Consider the following 17,151-nt stretch of genomic DNA (forward strand, 5'->3'; position numbering starts at 1 on the left):
CACGATCAGGACACAGAGCACAGTCGGCGAGGGGCCATACGTCCGGAATTGGCCATGTTCTTGAGGAAGTTCGCTCTGGCGAAACCGAGAACCTCCTGGATACCGTCAGTGCTCTTGACTGAACTTCTGTCTCGCGGGGAGTCCACTGTGAAGCGCCGCACGTTGCCCACTGCCGTCGCGCTCGCCGCGTCCGCAGCCCTGTTGCTGACCGCATGTGGCAGCGGAGATGAAAACTCCAAGTCGAAGGGCGAGATCGCAGGTGCCGAGACAGAGGGCGCCACCGAGACAGTCTCACCCAGCGCGTCGCCGGACACTGTCGAGCGTCCCGAGGTGTCCTTGCCCGCAGACGTGAAGAACGTCTACGAGAGCTGGACCTCGAGCGACACGGATGAGGCGACGGCGCTGGCCGACGCGAAGCACCGCATTGATGCCACGGATGCCGCCATCGCGAGCGGCAATGTCGAGTCCGAGGCAATTCCGTTCTACTACACGGGTGATGCCCTCGTCGGCGCCGCCGACTGGATCAAGGGCTACACGGACGACAACTACACGATCACTGGCACGGTTCGTTACTACAACCCTCAGCTCACGAGTTTCGACAAGGACTCACTTGTGCTCACCTACTGCGCAGACGAGAGTAAGGCGTACGACAAAGACCGTAAGACCAACAAGGTCGACAAAACACCTGTCACGGACCAGTCCTACGTCTTCTACAACACCCGGATGGACCGGAACGCGAAGGGTGTCTGGCAGACCAGCATGCTGAGCTCTGAAAGGGGCAACAAGAAGTGCACGCCGTGAAGACACGCGCGAAACGGCTGGCAGTGATAGCCAGCGCCACCGCACTCGCATTGTTGCCCGGCACGGCTCTCGCCGACCGGGGGCGCGGTCAACCCTCCCAGGGCAGCTATGAGAAGCCGTTGTCTTACCGGATGTGATGACTGAGTTTCCGCTGCTCAGGCATGGTTCTGGTGTCCTCGTGGGAGCGTTCGGGCGATCAGTTCGTCCTCGACGATGCGGAGGTGGCCGGTGGCATCGGTGATGGGTTTGCTGGAGGAGCGGGAGGCCGCTGCCCGGGTGCGGGTGGAGGAGCTTCAGGCGGAGGCGGACCGGATCCTGTCCGAACTCGCCGTGGCCCAGGCGGTGTTGGAACGCCGGGCAATTGCTCGGGTGGAGCTGGCCGAGGCCCTGGCCGCTCCCGGTGATGCGGCGGATGCGGCCGTGGAGGAGGCGCCGGAGCCGGTGCCGGCGGCCAAAGCGGTGAAGGTCCCGGTCGTGGGGTCGATCGTGCCGCACTTCGGGGAGGGGATGACGGTGGAGGCGCTCGCGCCGGATTACCGGCGGATCGTGGGGCTGGTGGAGTCCGGTCCGGAAGGCGGTGAGGGGGTGTCGGCGAAGGAGATCGCGTCCGGTTTGGGGCTGGAGTTGGTGCCGGCGAAGATCGAGGGGGTGCGGTCCAAGGCGAGGCGCCTTGCCGAACGGGGCTGGCTGGCCCTGTCGCCGTCCGGACGGTTCACGCCGCGGCAGCCCACCGTGGCTGTTCCTGCCGCCGCCGGGAAGCCGGGCGGGCGAGGCGACGGCTCATGAGCATGGCCTGCGAGAAGTAGATGAACGCCTCGCTGCTGGCGGGCAGTGTCTCGAAGTCCCGCACCAGGCGGCGCGAGCGCATCAGCCACCCCAGCGTGCGCTCTACTACCCAGCGTCTTGGGAGTACCACGAACCCCTTCATGTCATCGCTGCGTTTGACGATCTGCAGCGTGAGCCGGAGTTTCTCCTTCGCCCAGGTGACCAGGCGGCCGGTGTAGCCGCCGTCGGCCCACACCAGCGTGATCTTGCGGAACCGGGATCGCAGGCGGGGCAGCATGATGCGGGCGGCCTGGCGGTCGGTGACGTCGGCGGCACACACCAGCACCATCAGCAGCAGGCCCAGGCAGTCCGTGATGACGTGCCGGCGCCTTCCGTTGATCTAATGGGCAGCAGTTGGAGCCGGAGAAGCCTCGTCCTGACCCAGGTCGATGAACCCTGAAATCGAGAGTGGCTCGATGGTTCTGACTCCAATCGATGGCGGGAGGGGCGGGTTGTACTCGTCGTGGGTTCCCGGGGCCAGGACCCCTTGAATGCAGAGTCGAGCCGCCGCTCCTCCCGCTGTCCCGGTCACGTTGCCGAGCACCGGCGCCAGCACGATGCCCTCCGTTGATCCGGGCTTGAGCCCTTGAAAAAGACTGGCGGGTGTTGGCGCTCGTGGTCGGCAGCGTGACCGATCACATGATCGGACCGTTGATGTTCATGGTCCGAGCCGCTCGCAGGGATCACCTCTGACCTGTTCGGGAGCCACCGAGCTCTTCTCAAGACTGAGGGCCCTGAGGGTCGCTGGGGTCACGAACGGCTAATCGGATGACGGGCCATCGAGCCCTGCCATTAGGGAGACGCGTGCCCCGCACGGCTGTGACCAGCAAAAATACGCGACTCACCCGAGAGGACGTGAACCGTATTGAGCGTGTTCTGCGGCATCGACTGGGCCAGCGACCACCACGACGTCGTCCTGGTCGACCACACCGGATCCTTACTGGACAAGGCCCGCATCGACGACAACGCCGACGGCCTGGCCCAGCTCCTGCACATGCTCGCCGAGCACGGCGACACCGCCCAAGACCCCATCCCGGTGGCCATCGAGACCTCCCGCGGCCTGCTGGTCGCCTGCCTGCGTGCAACCGGCCGCCCCATCTACGCGATCAACCCGATGGCCGCCGCCCGCTACCGCGACCGGCATTCGGTCTCACGCAAGAAGTCCGACCACCTCGACGCCATGGTCCTCGCGAACATCCTGCGGACCGACGCCGCCGCCCACCGCAAACTGCCCGCCGACTCCGAGCTCGCCCAGGCCATCGCAGTACTCGCCCGCGCTCAGCAGGACGCCGTGTGGGACCGCACCCAGGCCGCCAACAAGCTCACCTCGCACCTGCGCGAGTACTTCCCTGGCTTCCTGACCGCCGTCGGCGTCCGCCGCGAGGGCGTCTGCCACCCCATCGCCCGCGTCCTGCTTGCGGCCGCCCCCACCCCAGGCCAGGCCGCCCGGCTGACCCGCGCCCAGCTGCGGTCGCTGTTGAAGAAGGCCGGCCGCAAGAACACCATCGACGCAGAGGCCGAGCGCCTCCAGACGACGCTGCGTGCCCCGCAGATGCGCCAGCTCCCTCTGGTCGAAGAGGCCATGGGCCGCCAGACGCTCGCGCTGCTTCGGCAGCTGGACGCCGCCTGCACCAGCGCCGAAGACCTCGCCGAAGCCGCGATGGAGTCTTTTGAGAAGCACCCGGACGCCGAGATCATCACCGGCTTCCCAGGGCTCAGCGCGCTCAGCGGCGCCCGGGTGTTCGCCGAGATCGGAGACGACCGATCCCGCTTCGCCGGCGCGAAAAGCCTCAGGGCCTACGCCGGATCGGCCCCGATCACCAGGGCCTCCGGCAAGAGCGTGGCCGTCCTGGCCCGCCGGGTCAAGAACCAGCGGCTGGCCGGCGTCGGTTACGTGTGGGCCTTTGCAGCCATGGCTCACTCAGACGGCGCCAGAGCCCACTACGACCGTCGCCGCGAGGCAGGAGACCGCCACACCGCCGCCCAGCGCAACCTTTTCAACCGCATGCTCGGCTGCCTCCACCACTGCCTCACCCACCGCGTCCACTACAGCGAAGCCGTCGCCTTCCCCGCATCATCAGACACGCAACTCGCCGAGGCCGCTTGACAGTTCTTCCGCATCGGATGTCTTCTTGCCGCCGTCATAGCCGCGTGAAGCGGCGGGCACCGAGGCGGCGCCCTTGACCGACTGCGAGTCGATGACCGCCGCGGTCGGCTCCTGGTCCCGGCCCTCGGCCTCGCGGGTCCGGCCGCGCAGCCGGTCGTGGAACTCCCTGACCAGGCCGTGCTCCCGCCACCTGCGGAAGAAGGCATACACCCGGTCCCAGGCAGGGAAGTCGGCTGGCATAGAGCGCCACTTGATGCCGTTGTCGGTGACGTACCGGATCGCGTCCAGCATCACGCGGTGGCAGTAGCCCTCCGGCTGCCCGCCGCGGCCCTCCAGCCAGGCCGGCACCGGCATCGCGTCCCGCACCACTGCCCACTCCGCGTCCGTCATGTCCGACGGATACACCGGCACCCTCTCCGGGCGGTCGGCCGCGTTCCCGAACCTGTGCGCGAGGCAATCGCACGACGACACGCGGGAGTTGGACGAGACGGGGACCGTCACGCAAGACTGGAACAACAGGGCCTCCTGGCGCTCGAGTGGTCGCAACCCCGAGCTACCAAGGGGCCCTGTACTCATGCATCCACCCGGCCGAGATCACCCGAGCAAGGAACGTGTTCGATCAGAACCGTCCTCATGATCGATAGAGATACGGCTTCTGAAGCCAGTGGCAGCCAGTCTGGTGGATCCCTTGAGTCCCGTATCACCTTCTCCGGTGCCACAAGAGGCAAGGGCTCAACCTCCGGAGCCGTCACACCGGTCGGCGACTGGACCCCGCCGGCCTGCTGGTACGAGCCGAGGTACGCCACGGAATTCGCCAAGTACATCGAGAACATGTACGAGACCACCGTCAACGCTCCCGGCCAGCACAGCTACGCCAAGTCGAGCGCGGGCGAGACGCGGGCCAAGTACAAGGACGAGGAGTACAAGAACTACAACCTCGCCAAGGAGGACGAAGGCAACTGGTGGGTCGCCGTCCGCGACGAGGACCGCTGGATGGAGCCGGAGGCCAACACCTGTGACAAGCAACCGTTCTGGGTCGAGAACGGAGACACACCGCCGGTCGAGAACGCCGTGACCCCGCAAGTCCTCGCGGAGCTCGCCTACAACCGGCTCCAGCTCCCGACCACCGAGGTGGCCCTCGCTCCGGCCGAGACCACCAAGGTCAACCTGCCCACCTGGGCGTGGCTGGACAAGGCCAGGTTCAAGGAGGTCTCCGTCACCGCCCAGCTGAACGCCGGCGGCTTCAACATTCAGGCCACCACCACCGCCAAACCGGTCTCGCTCAAGCTGGAGCCCGGCACGACGGACGCCGAGACCTACCCAGCCTCGGGCGAATGCGCGCTCAACGGCGACGGCTCGATCGGCGAGCCGTACGCCAAGGGCAAGGCCGACCAGACTCCCCCCTGCGGCCTCAAGTACCTCCGCTCCTCCGGCGACGGCACCTTCAACCTCCAAGCCACGGTCACCTGGGAGATCACCTGGACGGGAACGGGCAACCCCAACCCGACCGACCTCCCCGACGGCACCTTCGGCGCCGATCAGGCCGTCACGGTCCAGGAAATCCAGTCCGTGAACCGCTGAGCAGGTCTCGCACGGCCGAGGCGCGTGACCGTATGTCGCCTCGGCCGTGCGTGCAGCAAGTCAACCGCGCGTTCGCGCCGCCCGGCCCTCGCCCTTATTTCACAGCCTGCGCATCCGCTCGCGCCGTCCCCTCGACGACCGCACCCCCGCCAGCGGCAGCACAGCCAGCCCAGGGCAGCCGCCGTGGTCGCGTAGGCCAGGAGCTGACAGGCCGCTGATCAGGTACAACAACGACCCCACGGCGAGGGTCGGGCAGACCGCGCCGGGAAAGGTGATGAGCACGTCTCCGAAGACGCGTTCCTGAGCGATCCCTGCGGCCTTCACCGGCGTGAGTACTACTCCTGTCCCTCGCCGTCCACAGCCTCATCGGTTTGGGGGTACGCGACGAAGGTGCCCTTGGCGGGGAGCGTGACTACGAGGCCGCGTTCGCGGAGTTCGCGTGTGGCGCGGCGGGCGGTCAGATGCGCGACCCCATACTCAGCAGCAAGATCACGCTCCCCGGGGAGCCGCGCACCCGGCCGCAGCTCTCCTCGGGCAATCCGTTCAGCGATGTGGTCAGCCATCTGCATATAGACGTACGCGATCTTGTTCGGGTCGATCGGAGACTGACCGGGATCTGGCGTCATATCGAACAACGTACGACAGCAGTCAGCACCATGTCTCCATGGAGTGCGCCCAACCGCTATACACCTCCCAGCTGCACCCTGTAGCGTGTCTTTCCATGGAAAGACCCCGGCGACGGAGGCAAGCCGTCCCGGGGCATGGCCAACGCTGAAAAGGAGCGTCGACATGCTGGACCTTATCGTCCGTGCCCTCGCGTGGATGCTGAGTATCTGCACCCCACGCCCGCGCGGCCGTCACCGCCAAGGCGCACTGCAGCCCCTGCGGATCACCCCCATTCCCCCACCGCCCCGCTTCACCGAACCGCTCGACGGAAACGCCTCCCGTCTCGTACGCCCCTACCTCCTGGACACCGCCGAACACCGCCGCCAACGCGAACGCCGCCGAGCCGCTCGCCTGGCAACTCTCGGCATCGACGTAGGCCCGAAACACATCCACGGCGCACGAGTACCGGCGGCCACCCGATGACCCGCCCCGCCGTCCGTATGTGCGCGCGCTGTCAGCGCACGACAGACGAACCGGTCCTGGTCCACGAGGTCCACGCCGCCACAGGCCCGGGCTTCAACGTCTACGCGTGCCCGGACTGCGTCGAGCACTACCCGCCCCTGACGAACGCACTGGAACTCCTCGACACCGCCCGCCGCCGCTCCCGCCTCACCCTCCACGTCCTCAAGGTCAATGCCGAGGGCACCGTGACCGAGGACCGCGGCGAGGTCGAGATCCTGGCCGGCGGGCGCACCGATCCGGTGCCGTTCACGTCGGCGTACCCGCCGTGCAACTGCCCCAGATGCAAGACCCCGCGATAGCGAATCGAAACTCCACAGAACGACGGCCCCGGATGCAGCACACCAAGGCACCGGGGCCGCCGCCCGTTTGGGCACGATCAGGACACAGAGCACAGTCGGCAAGGGGCCATACGCCCGGAAATCACCACGTTCTCGCGGAAGTTCGCTCTGGCGAAACCAAGAACCTCCTCGATACCGTCAGACCTCCTGACTGAACTTCTGTCTCACGGGGAGCCCACTGTGAAGCGCCGCCCTTTGCCCGTTGCTGCCGCGCTGGCCGCGACCGCAGCCCTTCTCCTGACGGCCTGCGGCAGCGGGGACGACGAATCCAGCGACAATGACAAGATCGTCGGCGCCGACCAGGGAACGGAGAAGCCGACGAAGTCGGCGGAGCCCTCGGGAGCACCGGCAGAGGACAAGCCGGACGGCGTTGATGTTTCCCTGCCCAAGGACATGAACCTGGTCTTCGACTGGGACAAGCCGGAGGACAAGAACGAGGCGGCCGCGATGGCCGACACGGCCAACTTCTTCCGTGCCATCTACCGGGGCGTCGACAAGCGCACGACCAAGGACGCCGCCTTGGCCGCCTACTCCACAGGCGATGGGCTGAAGTACGCGAAGACGCAAATCGACGTCAGGCTCGAAGGCGGCTGGACGGCAACCGGCACCCGGCGCCACTACCAGGCCACCACCCGGTCCGCATCGAACGGCAACTCGGTGGAGGTTGCGTTCTGCGTGGACTCCAGCAAGTTCTACTCCAAAGAGGTCAAGACCGGAAAGATCCTGAAGGGTACGCCCAGCATCACGGACTTCGACTACTTCAAGATCATCATGGTCAAGCTCCCCACCGGAGACGCTCTGTGGCAGGCGTCCAAGGTGTACGTCGAGACAAAGGCGGCGAAGTGTCAGTGAACAGGTCACGGCGTACGGCCCTCAGCACCGGCGCGGCTGCACTGACACTGGCCTTGGGTGTCCTCGTCCTCGCGGAACCGGCCTACGCGGGAGAACAGCCGGGCAACGCCCAGGGCTCCAACACAGAACAGTCGGGCGGCGGTGACGGCAACGGCATCTACGCCGCCGCAAAAATCCAGTACTCCGGAGCCGTCACCAAGGACGGCAGCACCGGAAACGTGACGTCCTCCGACGTCAACTGGACACCACCACCCTGCTGGTACGCCCCCTACCTCGGCGCCAAGGACTTCAAGAAGGAGATGTCCAAGAGCATCGAGGACCAGAAGAACACACCCGGCATGGGCGGCACCGCCGGCGCGGCGATCGGCGAACTGGAGCGCCACTACGAGAATGGGTACGGCTTTCCCGGCGCCCCCGGCTACGAGGACTACAACGTAGAGAACGACGGCAAGGGGATGTTCTGGGCGGGCGTCGAGAATCCCAACGAGCCCGACCTGCTCAAACGGAGCTCGTGCAACGACGTCCCCTTCTGGGTCGACAACGGCGAGGCTCCACCGCCCCAGTACGAAGAGGCCATCACCCCGGAGATACTCGCCGCCCTCGCCTACCAGCACATGCAGCTTCCGGACACCGAGGTCACCCTCGCTCCCGAGGCCAACACCAAAGTGAACCTGCCGACTTGGGCCTGGCTCGACAAGGCCGTCTTCGACGAGGTCCAGGCCACGGCCGCCATCAACGTCCCCGGCTTCAACATCCAAGCCACGACCACCGCCACGCCGGTGTCCCTCAAGCTGGAGCCGGGCACCGAGGACGCCGAGACCTACCCGGCCTCCGGCGAGTGCGCCATCAACGCCGACGGCTCCATCGGCGAGCCCTACGCCAAGGGCAAGGCCGACCAGACGCCGCCCTGCGGCATCAAGTACCTCCGCTCCTCCGGCGACGGCACGTTCAACCTCCAGGCCACCATCACCTGGGAAATCGCCTGGACCGGCACCGGCGGCGCCGGCGGCGACCTGCCCGACGGGACGTTCGGCAACGGCCAGGCGGTGATCGTCCAGGAGATCCAGGCCGTCAACCGGTGAACCGAGAGCGACGAGAACACGCACGGGGGAGGGGTATCCATGGACGATTCGGACCTGACGGTCGACTACGCGTTCCTCGCGGACTGCGAACGCAAGCTCGGGCAGCTCAAGAAGACCTTCGAGGACATCGAGAACCGTCGCGACGACATGGACAGGCACTGGGGCTCCGGTGCCATAGCCGACGTCATGGAGGACTTCGTCGACAACTGGGACGACTACCGCACCCGGCTCGTCGAGTCACTCAAGTCGGTGGGCGAGATGGTGGCCGGAACCAAGAAGGCGTTCGAGGACCTGGACGAGCAGTTGGCCAAACAGGGCGAGAAGAAGCAGAAGAAGTGACACCTACATCCAAGCGCCGTCCGGTCGACTGGCAGCCGCTGTGCGACTCCGACCCCGTGCCCGGTGATCCGGAGGAGATCCGCGCCGAGGTCAAGCACATGGTCTCGGTCGCCAAGAAACTCCGGGACCAGGCCAAGAACCTCAAGGCGATCAGCGGCGAGGACACCCTCAAGGGCAAGTACGTCAAACGCCTGCGCGAGGAGTCCGGCACGCTGGAGAAGCACATGCGGGAGGTGGCCGGCCGTTACGAGCGTGTACACGGCCATCTGACCAAGTGGGCGAACGATCTGGAGGACTTCCAGTCGGACGCCGACAAGGTCCTGCACCAGGCGAAGGAGAAGCAGGGCGAGATCGAGGCGGAGAAGAAGAAGGAAGCCGACTCCGCTGACAAGGACACTCCCCGGCCCTCCGCCAGCGGCACGGACCACGATCCCCTCCAGCCGTACCGAAACCGGCTGAACGACATCACCGGAGCCCGGGACACCCGCGCCAACCATCATGCCGGGAAGATCCGCGACGAGATCGAGGACGTGATCGAGGACTCGTGGTGGGACGACGTCAAGGGCTGGGTCCATGACCATGCGGACGGGATCAAGGCTTTCATCGATGTTCTCGGCTGGGTCGCGACGGCAGCTGGCTTCCTGGCGCTCGCCATTCCCGGCTTGAACCTGCTCGTCCTTGGCATCGCGGCGCTCACGATCGGGCTCAGACTCCTACTGGTGGCGTCCGGCGACGCCAGCTGGACGGATGTCATCTTCGACGTCGTGGGCGGACTGCTCGTCGTCGGTGGCCTCGGGGCTGCCGCGAAGCTCGCCAGTGGCGCCAAGGCCACCGTGGGCGCCGCTCAGGCCGCCCGGACCGCCGGCCTGAGCCGAGGGCTCAGGGGCGTCAAGGGCGTCCTGGACGACACGGGGCGGATGATGACCAAATTGCCGGAAGGGCCGGGGCGGCAGGCCCTCGGAGCGGCCCGTAACGCGATGCGCAAGTCCATCTCCCAGAACGTCGGCCTGGTCGCCAAGGGGCCGCTGAGGGTCAGCCCGTTGTCGACGCTGGTGCACCTCGGCGACAAGGAGATGGCCGGCATGGCGAAGATGCTGCAGGCGAACAAGGCTGCCTTTCCGGAGGCCGCGGGTGCTGCGGCGGACAAGGCGTACAAGTCCTATCAGGTGGGCCTCGGCATCGCCTGGACCGGCATGGGGATGGACGTCATGGACAAGTCGCTGGGAAAGAGCGACCTGACAAGCTGGACCAAGGAGACGTTCGGTACCGGCGAGAAGCCGTACAACGCGGCGTACTCGGACTGGAAGGACAACACCCTGAAGCCCGCCCCCGACACCCACTGGTGAGGAATGACCATGGACCTGAACTCGGCGCATCGCATTGCCGAGGCCGAAGCCGCCCGCACCGGGCTCGGCACCGGCCCTAACCGGCGGCTCCGGCTGACGCTGATCATCGGGATGCCGCTGTTCCTCCCGGTATTGGGAATCATGATCCTGGTGCCGAAGTCCCTGATGAATGACGTGCTCTACGTCTATGAGGCCGGGATCGTCGGCTGCCTCCTGCACTACGTCTGGGTGTTCGTGAAGTACCCCCGGCACACGGACCGTCCGCCCTACCTCACCCGGGACCTCGCCATGGGCGGCGGCTTCTACCTGCCCTCGCTGTTCTTCGGTTTCTGGCCGGGCATGATCGCCGCCCCGGCGTGGGCGCTCTTCGTAGGCGTTGCTTACGCCGTGGAAGTGACGCGGGGGCGCAATGACCACCGCTGAGCACCGCCGGGCCCCGAACGGCTTCAACCTGGTGCCGCCACCCGGCTGGGACGTGATTCCGCTGCGTACGGGTACCGAGGAAGCGATGGACCGCATCGTGCGCAAGGCCGTAGCACAGCTGCCCGTCGGCTTCCCCAAGGACGACATTCCGAAGGCCCGGCTGAAGCTCACCCAGGAGATGAAGAAGGTCGTCCGCCGGGCCAGGGCCAAGGGGGGAATGACCCTCTACCTCCCCACCGAACGCCTCCACGGCGTCGCGCTGCCCGTCTCGATCGTGGCCTCCGAGCCGATCGAGATTCCGCGGGTCAGGCCCAACAGCGGCCCGGAAGCGGTCCTGGCGGCGCTCGCCTCCGTGACTCCCGGTGCCGAGACGCGGGAGCTCGACGCCACCGCGGCCCTGCGCTCGGAGCGAGACGTACCCGCCGACGCGGCGCAGGGCGTCGACGTCGCTCACCGCCGGGTCGAGTACTTCGTTCCCGTCCCGGACAGCGCCCCCGACCAGTACCTCACCTTCTCCTTCAGCGCCCTGATCGCGCCTGGCTCGGATCCCGCCTTCTACGACACCCTTGTGGAGTTGTTCGATGCCGTGATGGGCACCTTCCGCTGGAGCTACGCCTGAAGGCTCCCTTCTGCCGTGCCCCCCGAAGAAAGAGACCACTCATGTCCGAAGGCACCCTGTGGAGCACCGACCTCGGCGCCCCGCTCCACATCGACACGGATGCCAACCCAGACCTCTGGGGCTATCTTCACCTCCAGATCGACAAGAAGACCTTCAAGGAATGGCTGGACCTGCACCTGACCGGCCTGGCCGCCGTCCACGACATCGAACTCACCCGCAAACTGCGGCGTTTCCACAAGAGCTTCTACGAGCAGACGATCGTCACGCTCCGGGACAAGCTCCAGGCCGACGAGGCGTTCGTCTACCACCCCGTTCCGCTGACCTACATGCCGCTGGTGATGCACGCCACCCGCCTCCACTGCGAGGCCCGTGACGCAGCCTCCTGCGAGGGAGTCACCGCGCTCACGGTGCCGCACCCGGAAATCCCCGAGTGGCAGCAGCGAACCGGCAGCGTGCCGTTCGCCTCTCCGCACCTGGGCGCGGACGGGGTCCGGGTCACCCGCTCCTACCCTGCGGACAGCACCATCATGATGACCTCGGTGACGTACCACTGGCACACCCCGCCCGGCCTCCCCGACGTCCTGCTCCGCGGCCACCACGACGATCCGGAAGTGATCGCCGCGGCAATGGAGGCACTGGACGACTTCGCGCGGACGCTCCGACTTCCCGGGACGGCCCATTGACCGGCCCCGCCTGGGGCGGATTCAAGCGGTGAGCATTGTTGAGCGGCATTCCGCATGCCCGTCCAGGACGCCAAGTACTACAGCCTCAGGTCTTGTGACTGCTGATCGGTGATGTCGTTGTCTAGTCATGCTGGTTGATGTGGCGCCAGAGCACGTGGAGGGGTGGGCGGAGGTACTGGCCTCGCTCACCGCAGGGTTGGGGTACTTGTTTGCGCGGCCGGAGCCGCGGGAGGTGTTCGCGGACCTGATCGAGGGCCTGCTGTCGGGCTTGGGCCGCAAGCGCGGCTGGACGATGGCCGAGCGGGCCGGGCACGCCACCCCGCACCGGACCCAGAAGTTCCTCGGTAATGCGTCCTGGGACGCGGATGCGCTGCTGGCCGAGGTCCAGGGCTACATCGCCGGCCACCTCGGGGATGCGCAGGCCACGCTGGTGCTGGGCGACACCCAGGTCATCAAGGAGGGGACCCGGTCGGTCGGGGTGGCCCGCCAGCACTGCGGGGTGACCGGGGACGTGCGCAGCTGCCAGGTCATGGTGATGCTCACCTACGCCGCCGAGGGCGGGCACACCTTCTTCGACCGGCGCCTGTACCTGCCCGCCGTCTGGGCCCAGGACGCGCCGCGCCACCGGGACGCGGGGGTACCCGAGGAGATCACCTTCGCCACCAAGCCCGAGCTGGGCATCGCCATGCTGCGCGGCGCCATCGCACGCGGCCTGCCCTTTGCCTGAGTGGCCGCCGACGCCGACTACGGCAAGGACCCCGCCCTGCGCGCCTTCCTGCACGAGAATGCCGTGCCCTATGTGCTGAGCAGTGTGCATCGTGAAAACTGCAGATCGGGCGGGCTGGTGTGCGCGAGGCCGGGAGTGCTCGGGCTGTTCGGCGGCGGGTGTCCATGGTGAAGATCGTCTGACCGGTCGGCCGGGAGGGTTCTCTGGTTCTGCTGCGCCTGCGTCAGTGGGCCGCCTACGATCCGTCACCGTGTCGGTACGTCGGAGATCGTGGGGAGGGTGTGGGATGTCCGATCTGGAGCGGATCACGGCTCGCCGTAGCGACCTGGACGCGCTCGCCGAGGAGTTGGCCAAGCGGCTCGGGGCGGTCGAGGCCGAGCGGGAGGGGAGGAGTTGGGGATCGCCGAGCGTGGGTCCTGCTCCTCCTGGCCGAACAGGACCGGGCCGATACGGAGGCTGTTGAGGCGGCGGATCCGGTGAAAGCGCAGGTGGCGGGGCGTGCGGTGCTGCTGGTCCAGCACCGCAGTGAGACGGACGACGAGGCCGCGTTGCCCGCCGACTATCGCCGGATTCTGGCGATCGTGCGTGCCGTCGGCGGCATGGTGCAGGTCCAGGACGGTTGCAAGTTCCGGGGTCGTGCGGCTGGTCGGGTAGCGACCGGTTGGGGTGCATAGCAGAGCAGGCACGGGCTTCGTGATCATTGTGATGTCTAAGCCAGATGATCATGAGGTGGCCCGTGCCTGCTGCTGCATCCTCTCCCATCCCTGCCGTGCTGGTGAAACTGGGGCCGCTGGACACCGGCCGGATCGCCGACCTGCGCCCCTACTTCGACTCGGTGCCCGACCCGCGCGCACGGCGGGGCCACTGGTATTCACTGACAGCGATCCTGCTGGTGTGTGCCTGCGCGGTCGTCTCGGGAGCGAAGAGCATCGACGAACTCGCCGAGTGGGGCCAGCGTGCCTCGAACGCACTCCTGGCAGTGATCGGGATCCGGCGCCACCTGCTCAGATGGCGGCGTACTCCGTCGCCGGCCACGCTCGGCCGTGTGCTGGGGGCTGTTGACGGTGACGCCCTGGACCGGGCGGTCGGTGCCTACCTGGCCGACCGGCACCGCGCCGCCACCGAGCCCGTCCAGGCTCCGTCGCCCTCGGCGTCCGGGCGGCCGCGCGTGATCGCTGTCGACGGCAAAGCACTCAAGGGATCGGCCCGGCTCACCGCAACGCGCCGGCATCTGCTCTCCGCGGTCACCCACGGCACCGTCGTGCCCCTCGCTCAGGTGGAGGTCGGTGCGAAGACGAACGAAACGGGACACTTCCGTCCGCTGCTGGCACCACTGGACCTGACCGGCACCGTCGTCACCTTCGACGCCCTGCACTCGGTCAAGGCGAACATCTCCTGGCGGGTCGAGAGCAAGAACGCCCATTACATCGCCGTGATCAAGACCAACCAGCCCACCGCCCACCGTCAGCTCGCGGCCCTGCCATGGCGGGGCATCCCCGTCCAGCACACCGCCTCCGAGACCGGACGACGAAGGCTGGTCAGCCGGAGTGCATCGCGTGCGCCACCGGCCCGGACCTCACCGACTGGCGCCGCATCGGCGCGGCACTGGAAGAAGCGAAACTCCCCACCAAGGAGAAGCCAGACGCTGTGGATGCCTGGCTAGCCCTGTCAGCCGCAAAGCACGGCAGTGCCGTGATCTTCACCAGCGACCCAGAGGACATCGAGGCATACCTGGACATGCTGAACCCGGGCGATGTCCACGTTGAACGCGTGTGACGGAGCCGCCCTCGCCGCTTCTGGTCGGCGTCTGCGGACTCGTCGGCTTCAGCGGGGTACGCGACGAAGGTGCCCTTCGCGGGGGGGCATGACTACAAAGCCGCGTTCGCGGAGTTCGCGGACTGCGCGGCGGGCGGTCAGGTTCGTGACCGAGGACCGCGGCGAGGTCGAGATCCTGGCCGGCGGGCACACCGATCCGGTGCCGTGCACATCGGCGTATCCGCCGAGCACCTGCCCCAGATGCAAGACTCCGCGATAGCGAATCGAAACTCCACAGAACGACGGCCCCGGACGCAGCACACCAAGGCACCGGGGCCGCCGCCCGTTTGGGCACGATCAGGACACAGAGCACATTCAGCAAGAGGCCATACGCCCGGAAATCACCACGTTCTCGAGGAAGTTCGCTCTGGCGAAACCAAGAGCCTCCTCGATACCGTCAGATCTCTTGACTGAATTTCTGTCTCACGGGGAGTCCACTGTGAAGCGCCGCACGTTGCCCACTGCCGTCGTGCTCGCCACGTCCGCAGCCCTGTTGCTGACCGCATGTGGCGGTGGAGACGACCAGTCCGACACCAACGACAAGATCGCGGGCGCCGACACGGGTGCGACGGAGTCGTCGTCGCCCAGCGCAACCGCCTCTGGTCCCGCCGACCGGCCCGACATCACGTTCCCGGACGACGTGGAGAACAAGTTCGAGAACTGGAAGACAGGCGATCCGACCGAGGACGCCGTGCTGTCCGACGTGGCCCAGACGGTCAACGCGGTCGACGACGCCATCCTTCGCGGCGACACCAACTCGGCTGCGGTCGCGTACTACCGCCAGGGCGACGCGCTCGTCAGCGCGCAGAAGTGGATCCAGGCCTGGCTCGACGAGGACCTCAGCTTCACAGGCGTCACGCGCTACTTCAAGCCGAACATCAAGGTCGCCGATCAAGATACGGCCGCGGTCGTGTACTGCGCGGACGAGAGCAAGGCCTACAACAAGGACCGTAAGACCGGCAAGGTGGACAAGTCACCTTCCGACGAGAGCCCGTACGTCACGTACAGCACGCAGCTGAAGAAGAACAGCAAGGGTGTGTGGCAGACCACCAACGTGGTGTCGAAGAGGGGGGAAGAGACATGCGCGTCCTGACCCGTCGCGCTGCCGGTGTGAGTGCTCTCGTCATAGCCTTCGGTACGTTCGCCGGAACCGCGCAGGCCAAGGGGCCCGGCCAGTCCGAGTCCGAGATCGACACCAGCGGCGGCCGCTCCGGCACCACCCTCACCTCGAAGATCACGTACTCCGGAAGCATTAAGGGCAGCGACGGCAGCACCGGCGGCGTCACCCCGGTGACTGACTGGACTCCGCCCGCCTGCTGGTACGAGCCGCGCTCCGCAGAGGAGTTCTCGAAGTACGTCGAGGACATGTACACCGAGACGGTCAACACGCCGGGCCAGCACAGCTACGCCAAGACCTCGGTCGGGATGTTCCGGGACGAGTACAAGGACGGCAAGTACAAGAACTACAACCTAGACATCAAGGACGAGGGCAGCTGGTGGGTCGCCGTCCAGGACGAGGACCGCTGGATGGAGCCCGAGGCTCAGCTCTGCGACGAGGCGCCCTTCTGGGTCGAGACCGGTGACGCACCGCCGGTCGATAACGCGGTGACCCCGCAGGTCCTCGCAGAGCTCGCCTACAACCAGCTCCAGCTCCCGACCACCGAGGTGACCCTCGCCCCCGCCGAGATCACCAAGGTCAATCTCCCGACCTGGGCCTGGCTGGACGCGGCCAAGTTCAAGGAGGTCTCCGTCACCGCCCAGCTGAACGCCGGGGGCGTCAATATCCAGGCCACCACCACCGCCAAGCCGGTCTCCCTGAAGCTGGAGCCGGGTACGGCCGACGCCGAAACCTACCCCGCCTCGGGCGAATGCGCGCTCAACGGCGACGGCTCGATCGGCGAACCGTACGCCAAGGGCAAGGCCGACGACACCCCACCCTGCGGTCTCAAGTACCTCCGCTCTTCCGGCGGCGGCACCTTCAACCTCCAAGCCACCGTCACCTGGGAGATCACCTGGACGGGAACGGGCAACCCCAACCCGACCGACCTCCCCGACGGCACGTTCGGCGCCGACCAGGCCGTCACTGTGCAGGAGATCCAGTCCGTGAACCGTTGAGCCGGGGCCCACGGCCGGGGAGTGCGAGTCCGACGACACCACCTCGGCCGTAGTTCCGGTCAACCACTCCGCCGCGCCGCCCGGCTCTTGCCCTTGCCCTTGTTCCACAGCTTCCGTATCCGCTCCCGCGCACGCCGGGCGTCGAGGACCGTGCGTCACCAGCGGTAGCAGAGCCAGCCGATGTCGATCGCGGTGATCGCGTAGGCCAGGAGGGCGGTCCCACTGCCGGGGATGTACGCGCAATCCGACTCGTACGAGCGGCAGTTCTTGTCCTGAACTGTAGACCTCAACTGACAACTGGAAATGGGCAGCAGGAGACATACCTTGCGCCTACCGAGTGCGCCAGCAATGACCTTTGACTGAGAGAGCC

Annotated in this window: 22 protein-coding genes and 1 pseudogene; 18 read left to right on the forward strand and 5 right to left on the reverse strand. The window is 67.0% G+C overall.

Going from position 1 to position 17,151, the window contains the following annotated elements; translation table 11 throughout:
• Positions 1 to 147 precede the first annotated feature (147 nt).
• A complete protein-coding gene (locus ACKTSN_RS19765; protein ID WP_409470323.1) occupies positions 148 to 801 on the forward strand; it encodes a hypothetical protein in 654 nt (217 codons plus the stop codon).
• A 228-nt stretch (positions 802 to 1,029) separates the two neighbouring features.
• Positions 1,030 to 1,587: a hypothetical protein gene (locus ACKTSN_RS19770; RefSeq protein WP_409470324.1), complete on the forward strand. Its 558-nt coding sequence runs from the start codon at positions 1,030 to 1,032 to the stop codon at positions 1,585 to 1,587.
• On the opposite strand, the gene ACKTSN_RS19775 is transcribed toward ACKTSN_RS19770, so the two are convergent.
• Complete coding sequence (locus ACKTSN_RS19775) at positions 1,514 to 1,966, reverse strand: transposase (protein WP_409474870.1); 453 nt, start codon at positions 1,964 to 1,966, stop codon at positions 1,514 to 1,516. The two genes, ACKTSN_RS19770 and ACKTSN_RS19775, sit on opposite strands and share 74 nt — an antisense overlap.
• Positions 1,967 to 2,491: 525 nt before the next feature.
• Between ACKTSN_RS19775 and ACKTSN_RS19780 the strand changes: the two genes are divergently transcribed.
• On the forward strand, positions 2,492 to 3,733 hold the full coding sequence (locus ACKTSN_RS19780; protein ID WP_409470325.1) for an IS110 family transposase: 1,242 nt from the start codon (positions 2,492 to 2,494) through the stop codon (positions 3,731 to 3,733).
• On the opposite strand, the gene ACKTSN_RS19785 is transcribed toward ACKTSN_RS19780, so the two are convergent.
• Entirely contained in the window at positions 3,704 to 4,123 is a 420-nt protein-coding gene (locus tag ACKTSN_RS19785) for a transposase (protein WP_409470326.1), read from the reverse strand. The two genes, ACKTSN_RS19780 and ACKTSN_RS19785, sit on opposite strands and share 30 nt — an antisense overlap.
• Positions 4,124 to 4,366: 243 nt before the next feature.
• Between ACKTSN_RS19785 and ACKTSN_RS19790 the strand changes: the two genes are divergently transcribed.
• Positions 4,367 to 5,314, forward strand: coding sequence for a hypothetical protein (locus ACKTSN_RS19790; RefSeq protein ID WP_409470327.1), 948 nt, complete (start codon positions 4,367 to 4,369; stop codon positions 5,312 to 5,314).
• A 99-nt stretch (positions 5,315 to 5,413) separates the two neighbouring features.
• Here the strand turns inward: ACKTSN_RS19790 and ACKTSN_RS19795 are convergent, their stop codons facing one another.
• Together ACKTSN_RS19795 and ACKTSN_RS19800 are read right to left on the reverse strand one after the other, a co-directional pair.
• Entirely contained in the window at positions 5,414 to 5,638 is a 225-nt protein-coding gene (locus ACKTSN_RS19795; RefSeq protein WP_409470328.1) for a hypothetical protein, read from the reverse strand.
• An 11-nt stretch (positions 5,639 to 5,649) separates the two neighbouring features.
• On the reverse strand, positions 5,650 to 5,940 hold the full coding sequence (locus ACKTSN_RS19800) for a GntR family transcriptional regulator (protein ID WP_409470329.1): 291 nt from the start codon (positions 5,938 to 5,940) through the stop codon (positions 5,650 to 5,652).
• Positions 5,941 to 6,103: 163 nt separating this feature from the next.
• Here ACKTSN_RS19800 and ACKTSN_RS19805 point away from each other — a divergent pair, with 163 nt between their 5' ends.
• The 14 genes and pseudogenes from ACKTSN_RS19805 to ACKTSN_RS19875 all read left to right on the forward strand — a co-directional run bounded on the left by ACKTSN_RS19805 (position 6,104) and on the right by ACKTSN_RS19875 (position 16,781).
• Positions 6,104 to 6,403, forward strand: a complete 300-nt coding sequence (locus tag ACKTSN_RS19805; RefSeq protein ID WP_409470330.1) for a hypothetical protein — start codon at positions 6,104 to 6,106, stop codon at positions 6,401 to 6,403.
• Positions 6,400 to 6,741: a hypothetical protein gene (locus ACKTSN_RS19810; protein ID WP_409470331.1), complete on the forward strand. Its 342-nt coding sequence runs from the start codon at positions 6,400 to 6,402 to the stop codon at positions 6,739 to 6,741. Before ACKTSN_RS19805 ends, ACKTSN_RS19810 begins: the two co-directional genes overlap by 4 nt.
• A gap of 219 nt (positions 6,742 to 6,960) precedes the next feature.
• Complete coding sequence (locus tag ACKTSN_RS19815) at positions 6,961 to 7,632, forward strand: hypothetical protein (protein WP_409470332.1); 672 nt, start codon at positions 6,961 to 6,963, stop codon at positions 7,630 to 7,632.
• Positions 7,629 to 8,714: a hypothetical protein gene (locus tag ACKTSN_RS19820; RefSeq protein WP_409470333.1), complete on the forward strand. Its 1,086-nt coding sequence runs from the start codon at positions 7,629 to 7,631 to the stop codon at positions 8,712 to 8,714. Before ACKTSN_RS19815 ends, ACKTSN_RS19820 begins: the two co-directional genes overlap by 4 nt.
• Positions 8,715 to 8,753: 39 nt before the next feature.
• Complete coding sequence (locus ACKTSN_RS19825) at positions 8,754 to 9,053, forward strand: hypothetical protein (RefSeq protein ID WP_409470334.1); 300 nt, start codon at positions 8,754 to 8,756, stop codon at positions 9,051 to 9,053.
• Positions 9,050 to 10,399, forward strand: coding sequence for a hypothetical protein (locus tag ACKTSN_RS19830; RefSeq protein WP_409470335.1), 1,350 nt, complete (start codon positions 9,050 to 9,052; stop codon positions 10,397 to 10,399). Before ACKTSN_RS19825 ends, ACKTSN_RS19830 begins: the two co-directional genes overlap by 4 nt.
• Before the next feature lie 9 nt (positions 10,400 to 10,408).
• Positions 10,409 to 10,822, forward strand: a complete 414-nt coding sequence (locus ACKTSN_RS19835; protein WP_409470336.1) for a hypothetical protein — start codon at positions 10,409 to 10,411, stop codon at positions 10,820 to 10,822.
• Positions 10,809 to 11,441, forward strand: coding sequence for a hypothetical protein (locus tag ACKTSN_RS19840; RefSeq protein WP_409470337.1), 633 nt, complete (start codon positions 10,809 to 10,811; stop codon positions 11,439 to 11,441). The genes ACKTSN_RS19835 and ACKTSN_RS19840 overlap by 14 nt, the downstream gene beginning before the upstream one ends.
• A gap of 41 nt (positions 11,442 to 11,482) precedes the next feature.
• Positions 11,483 to 12,124 (forward strand): hypothetical protein, encoded by a 642-nt coding sequence (locus tag ACKTSN_RS19845; protein ID WP_409470338.1) that lies wholly within the window; start codon positions 11,483 to 11,485, stop codon positions 12,122 to 12,124.
• Between the two features lie 127 nt (positions 12,125 to 12,251).
• Positions 12,252 to 12,929 (forward strand): annotated as a pseudogene (locus tag ACKTSN_RS19850) (IS701 family transposase); the annotation flags it as partial.
• A gap of 398 nt (positions 12,930 to 13,327) precedes the next feature.
• The gene (locus ACKTSN_RS19860) at positions 13,328 to 13,525 is read left to right on the forward strand and encodes a hypothetical protein (protein ID WP_409470341.1); all 198 of its coding nucleotides are present in this window, start codon (positions 13,328 to 13,330) and stop codon (positions 13,523 to 13,525) included.
• 95 nt (positions 13,526 to 13,620) lie between these two features.
• The gene (locus ACKTSN_RS19865; RefSeq protein ID WP_409470342.1) at positions 13,621 to 14,514 is read left to right on the forward strand and encodes an ISAs1 family transposase; all 894 of its coding nucleotides are present in this window, start codon (positions 13,621 to 13,623) and stop codon (positions 14,512 to 14,514) included.
• A gap of 591 nt (positions 14,515 to 15,105) precedes the next feature.
• Positions 15,106 to 15,759 (forward strand): hypothetical protein, encoded by a 654-nt coding sequence (locus tag ACKTSN_RS19870; protein WP_409470343.1) that lies wholly within the window; start codon positions 15,106 to 15,108, stop codon positions 15,757 to 15,759.
• The gene (locus ACKTSN_RS19875; protein ID WP_409470344.1) at positions 15,747 to 16,781 is read left to right on the forward strand and encodes a hypothetical protein; all 1,035 of its coding nucleotides are present in this window, start codon (positions 15,747 to 15,749) and stop codon (positions 16,779 to 16,781) included. The genes ACKTSN_RS19870 and ACKTSN_RS19875 overlap by 13 nt, the downstream gene beginning before the upstream one ends.
• 155 nt (positions 16,782 to 16,936) lie before the next feature.
• On the opposite strand, the gene ACKTSN_RS19880 is transcribed toward ACKTSN_RS19875, so the two are convergent.
• Positions 16,937 to 17,071 carry a hypothetical protein gene (locus ACKTSN_RS19880; RefSeq protein ID WP_409470345.1) on the reverse strand — a complete coding sequence of 45 codons (135 nt, stop codon included), beginning with the start codon at positions 17,069 to 17,071 and terminating at the stop codon, positions 16,937 to 16,939.
• Positions 17,072 to 17,151: the final 80 nt, after the last annotated feature.

Source organism: Streptomyces flavusporus, assembly GCF_046267975.1.
GTDB classification, from domain to species: Bacteria; Actinomycetota; Actinomycetes; order Streptomycetales; family Streptomycetaceae; genus Streptomyces; species Streptomyces flavusporus.

Bases quoted from the DNA above. Each gene is read 5' to 3' on its own strand.
- ACKTSN_RS19785 (WP_409470326.1), bottom strand. From the start codon at position 4,123: ATGACGGACGCGGAGTGGGCAGTGGTGCGGGACGCGATGCCGGTGCCG.
- ACKTSN_RS19790 (WP_409470327.1), top strand. From the start codon at position 4,367: ATGATCGATAGAGATACGGCTTCTGAAGCCAGTGGCAGCCAGTCTGGT.
- ACKTSN_RS19800 (WP_409470329.1), bottom strand. From the start codon at position 5,940: ATGACGCCAGATCCCGGTCAGTCTCCGATCGACCCGAACAAGATCGCG.
- ACKTSN_RS19805 (WP_409470330.1), top strand. From the start codon at position 6,104: ATGCTGGACCTTATCGTCCGTGCCCTCGCGTGGATGCTGAGTATCTGC.
- ACKTSN_RS19810 (WP_409470331.1), top strand. From the start codon at position 6,400: ATGACCCGCCCCGCCGTCCGTATGTGCGCGCGCTGTCAGCGCACGACA.
- ACKTSN_RS19825 (WP_409470334.1), top strand. From the start codon at position 8,754: ATGGACGATTCGGACCTGACGGTCGACTACGCGTTCCTCGCGGACTGC.
- ACKTSN_RS19835 (WP_409470336.1), top strand. From the start codon at position 10,409: ATGGACCTGAACTCGGCGCATCGCATTGCCGAGGCCGAAGCCGCCCGC.
- ACKTSN_RS19840 (WP_409470337.1), top strand. From the start codon at position 10,809: ATGACCACCGCTGAGCACCGCCGGGCCCCGAACGGCTTCAACCTGGTG.
- ACKTSN_RS19845 (WP_409470338.1), top strand. From the start codon at position 11,483: ATGTCCGAAGGCACCCTGTGGAGCACCGACCTCGGCGCCCCGCTCCAC.
- ACKTSN_RS19875 (WP_409470344.1), top strand. From the start codon at position 15,747: ATGCGCGTCCTGACCCGTCGCGCTGCCGGTGTGAGTGCTCTCGTCATA.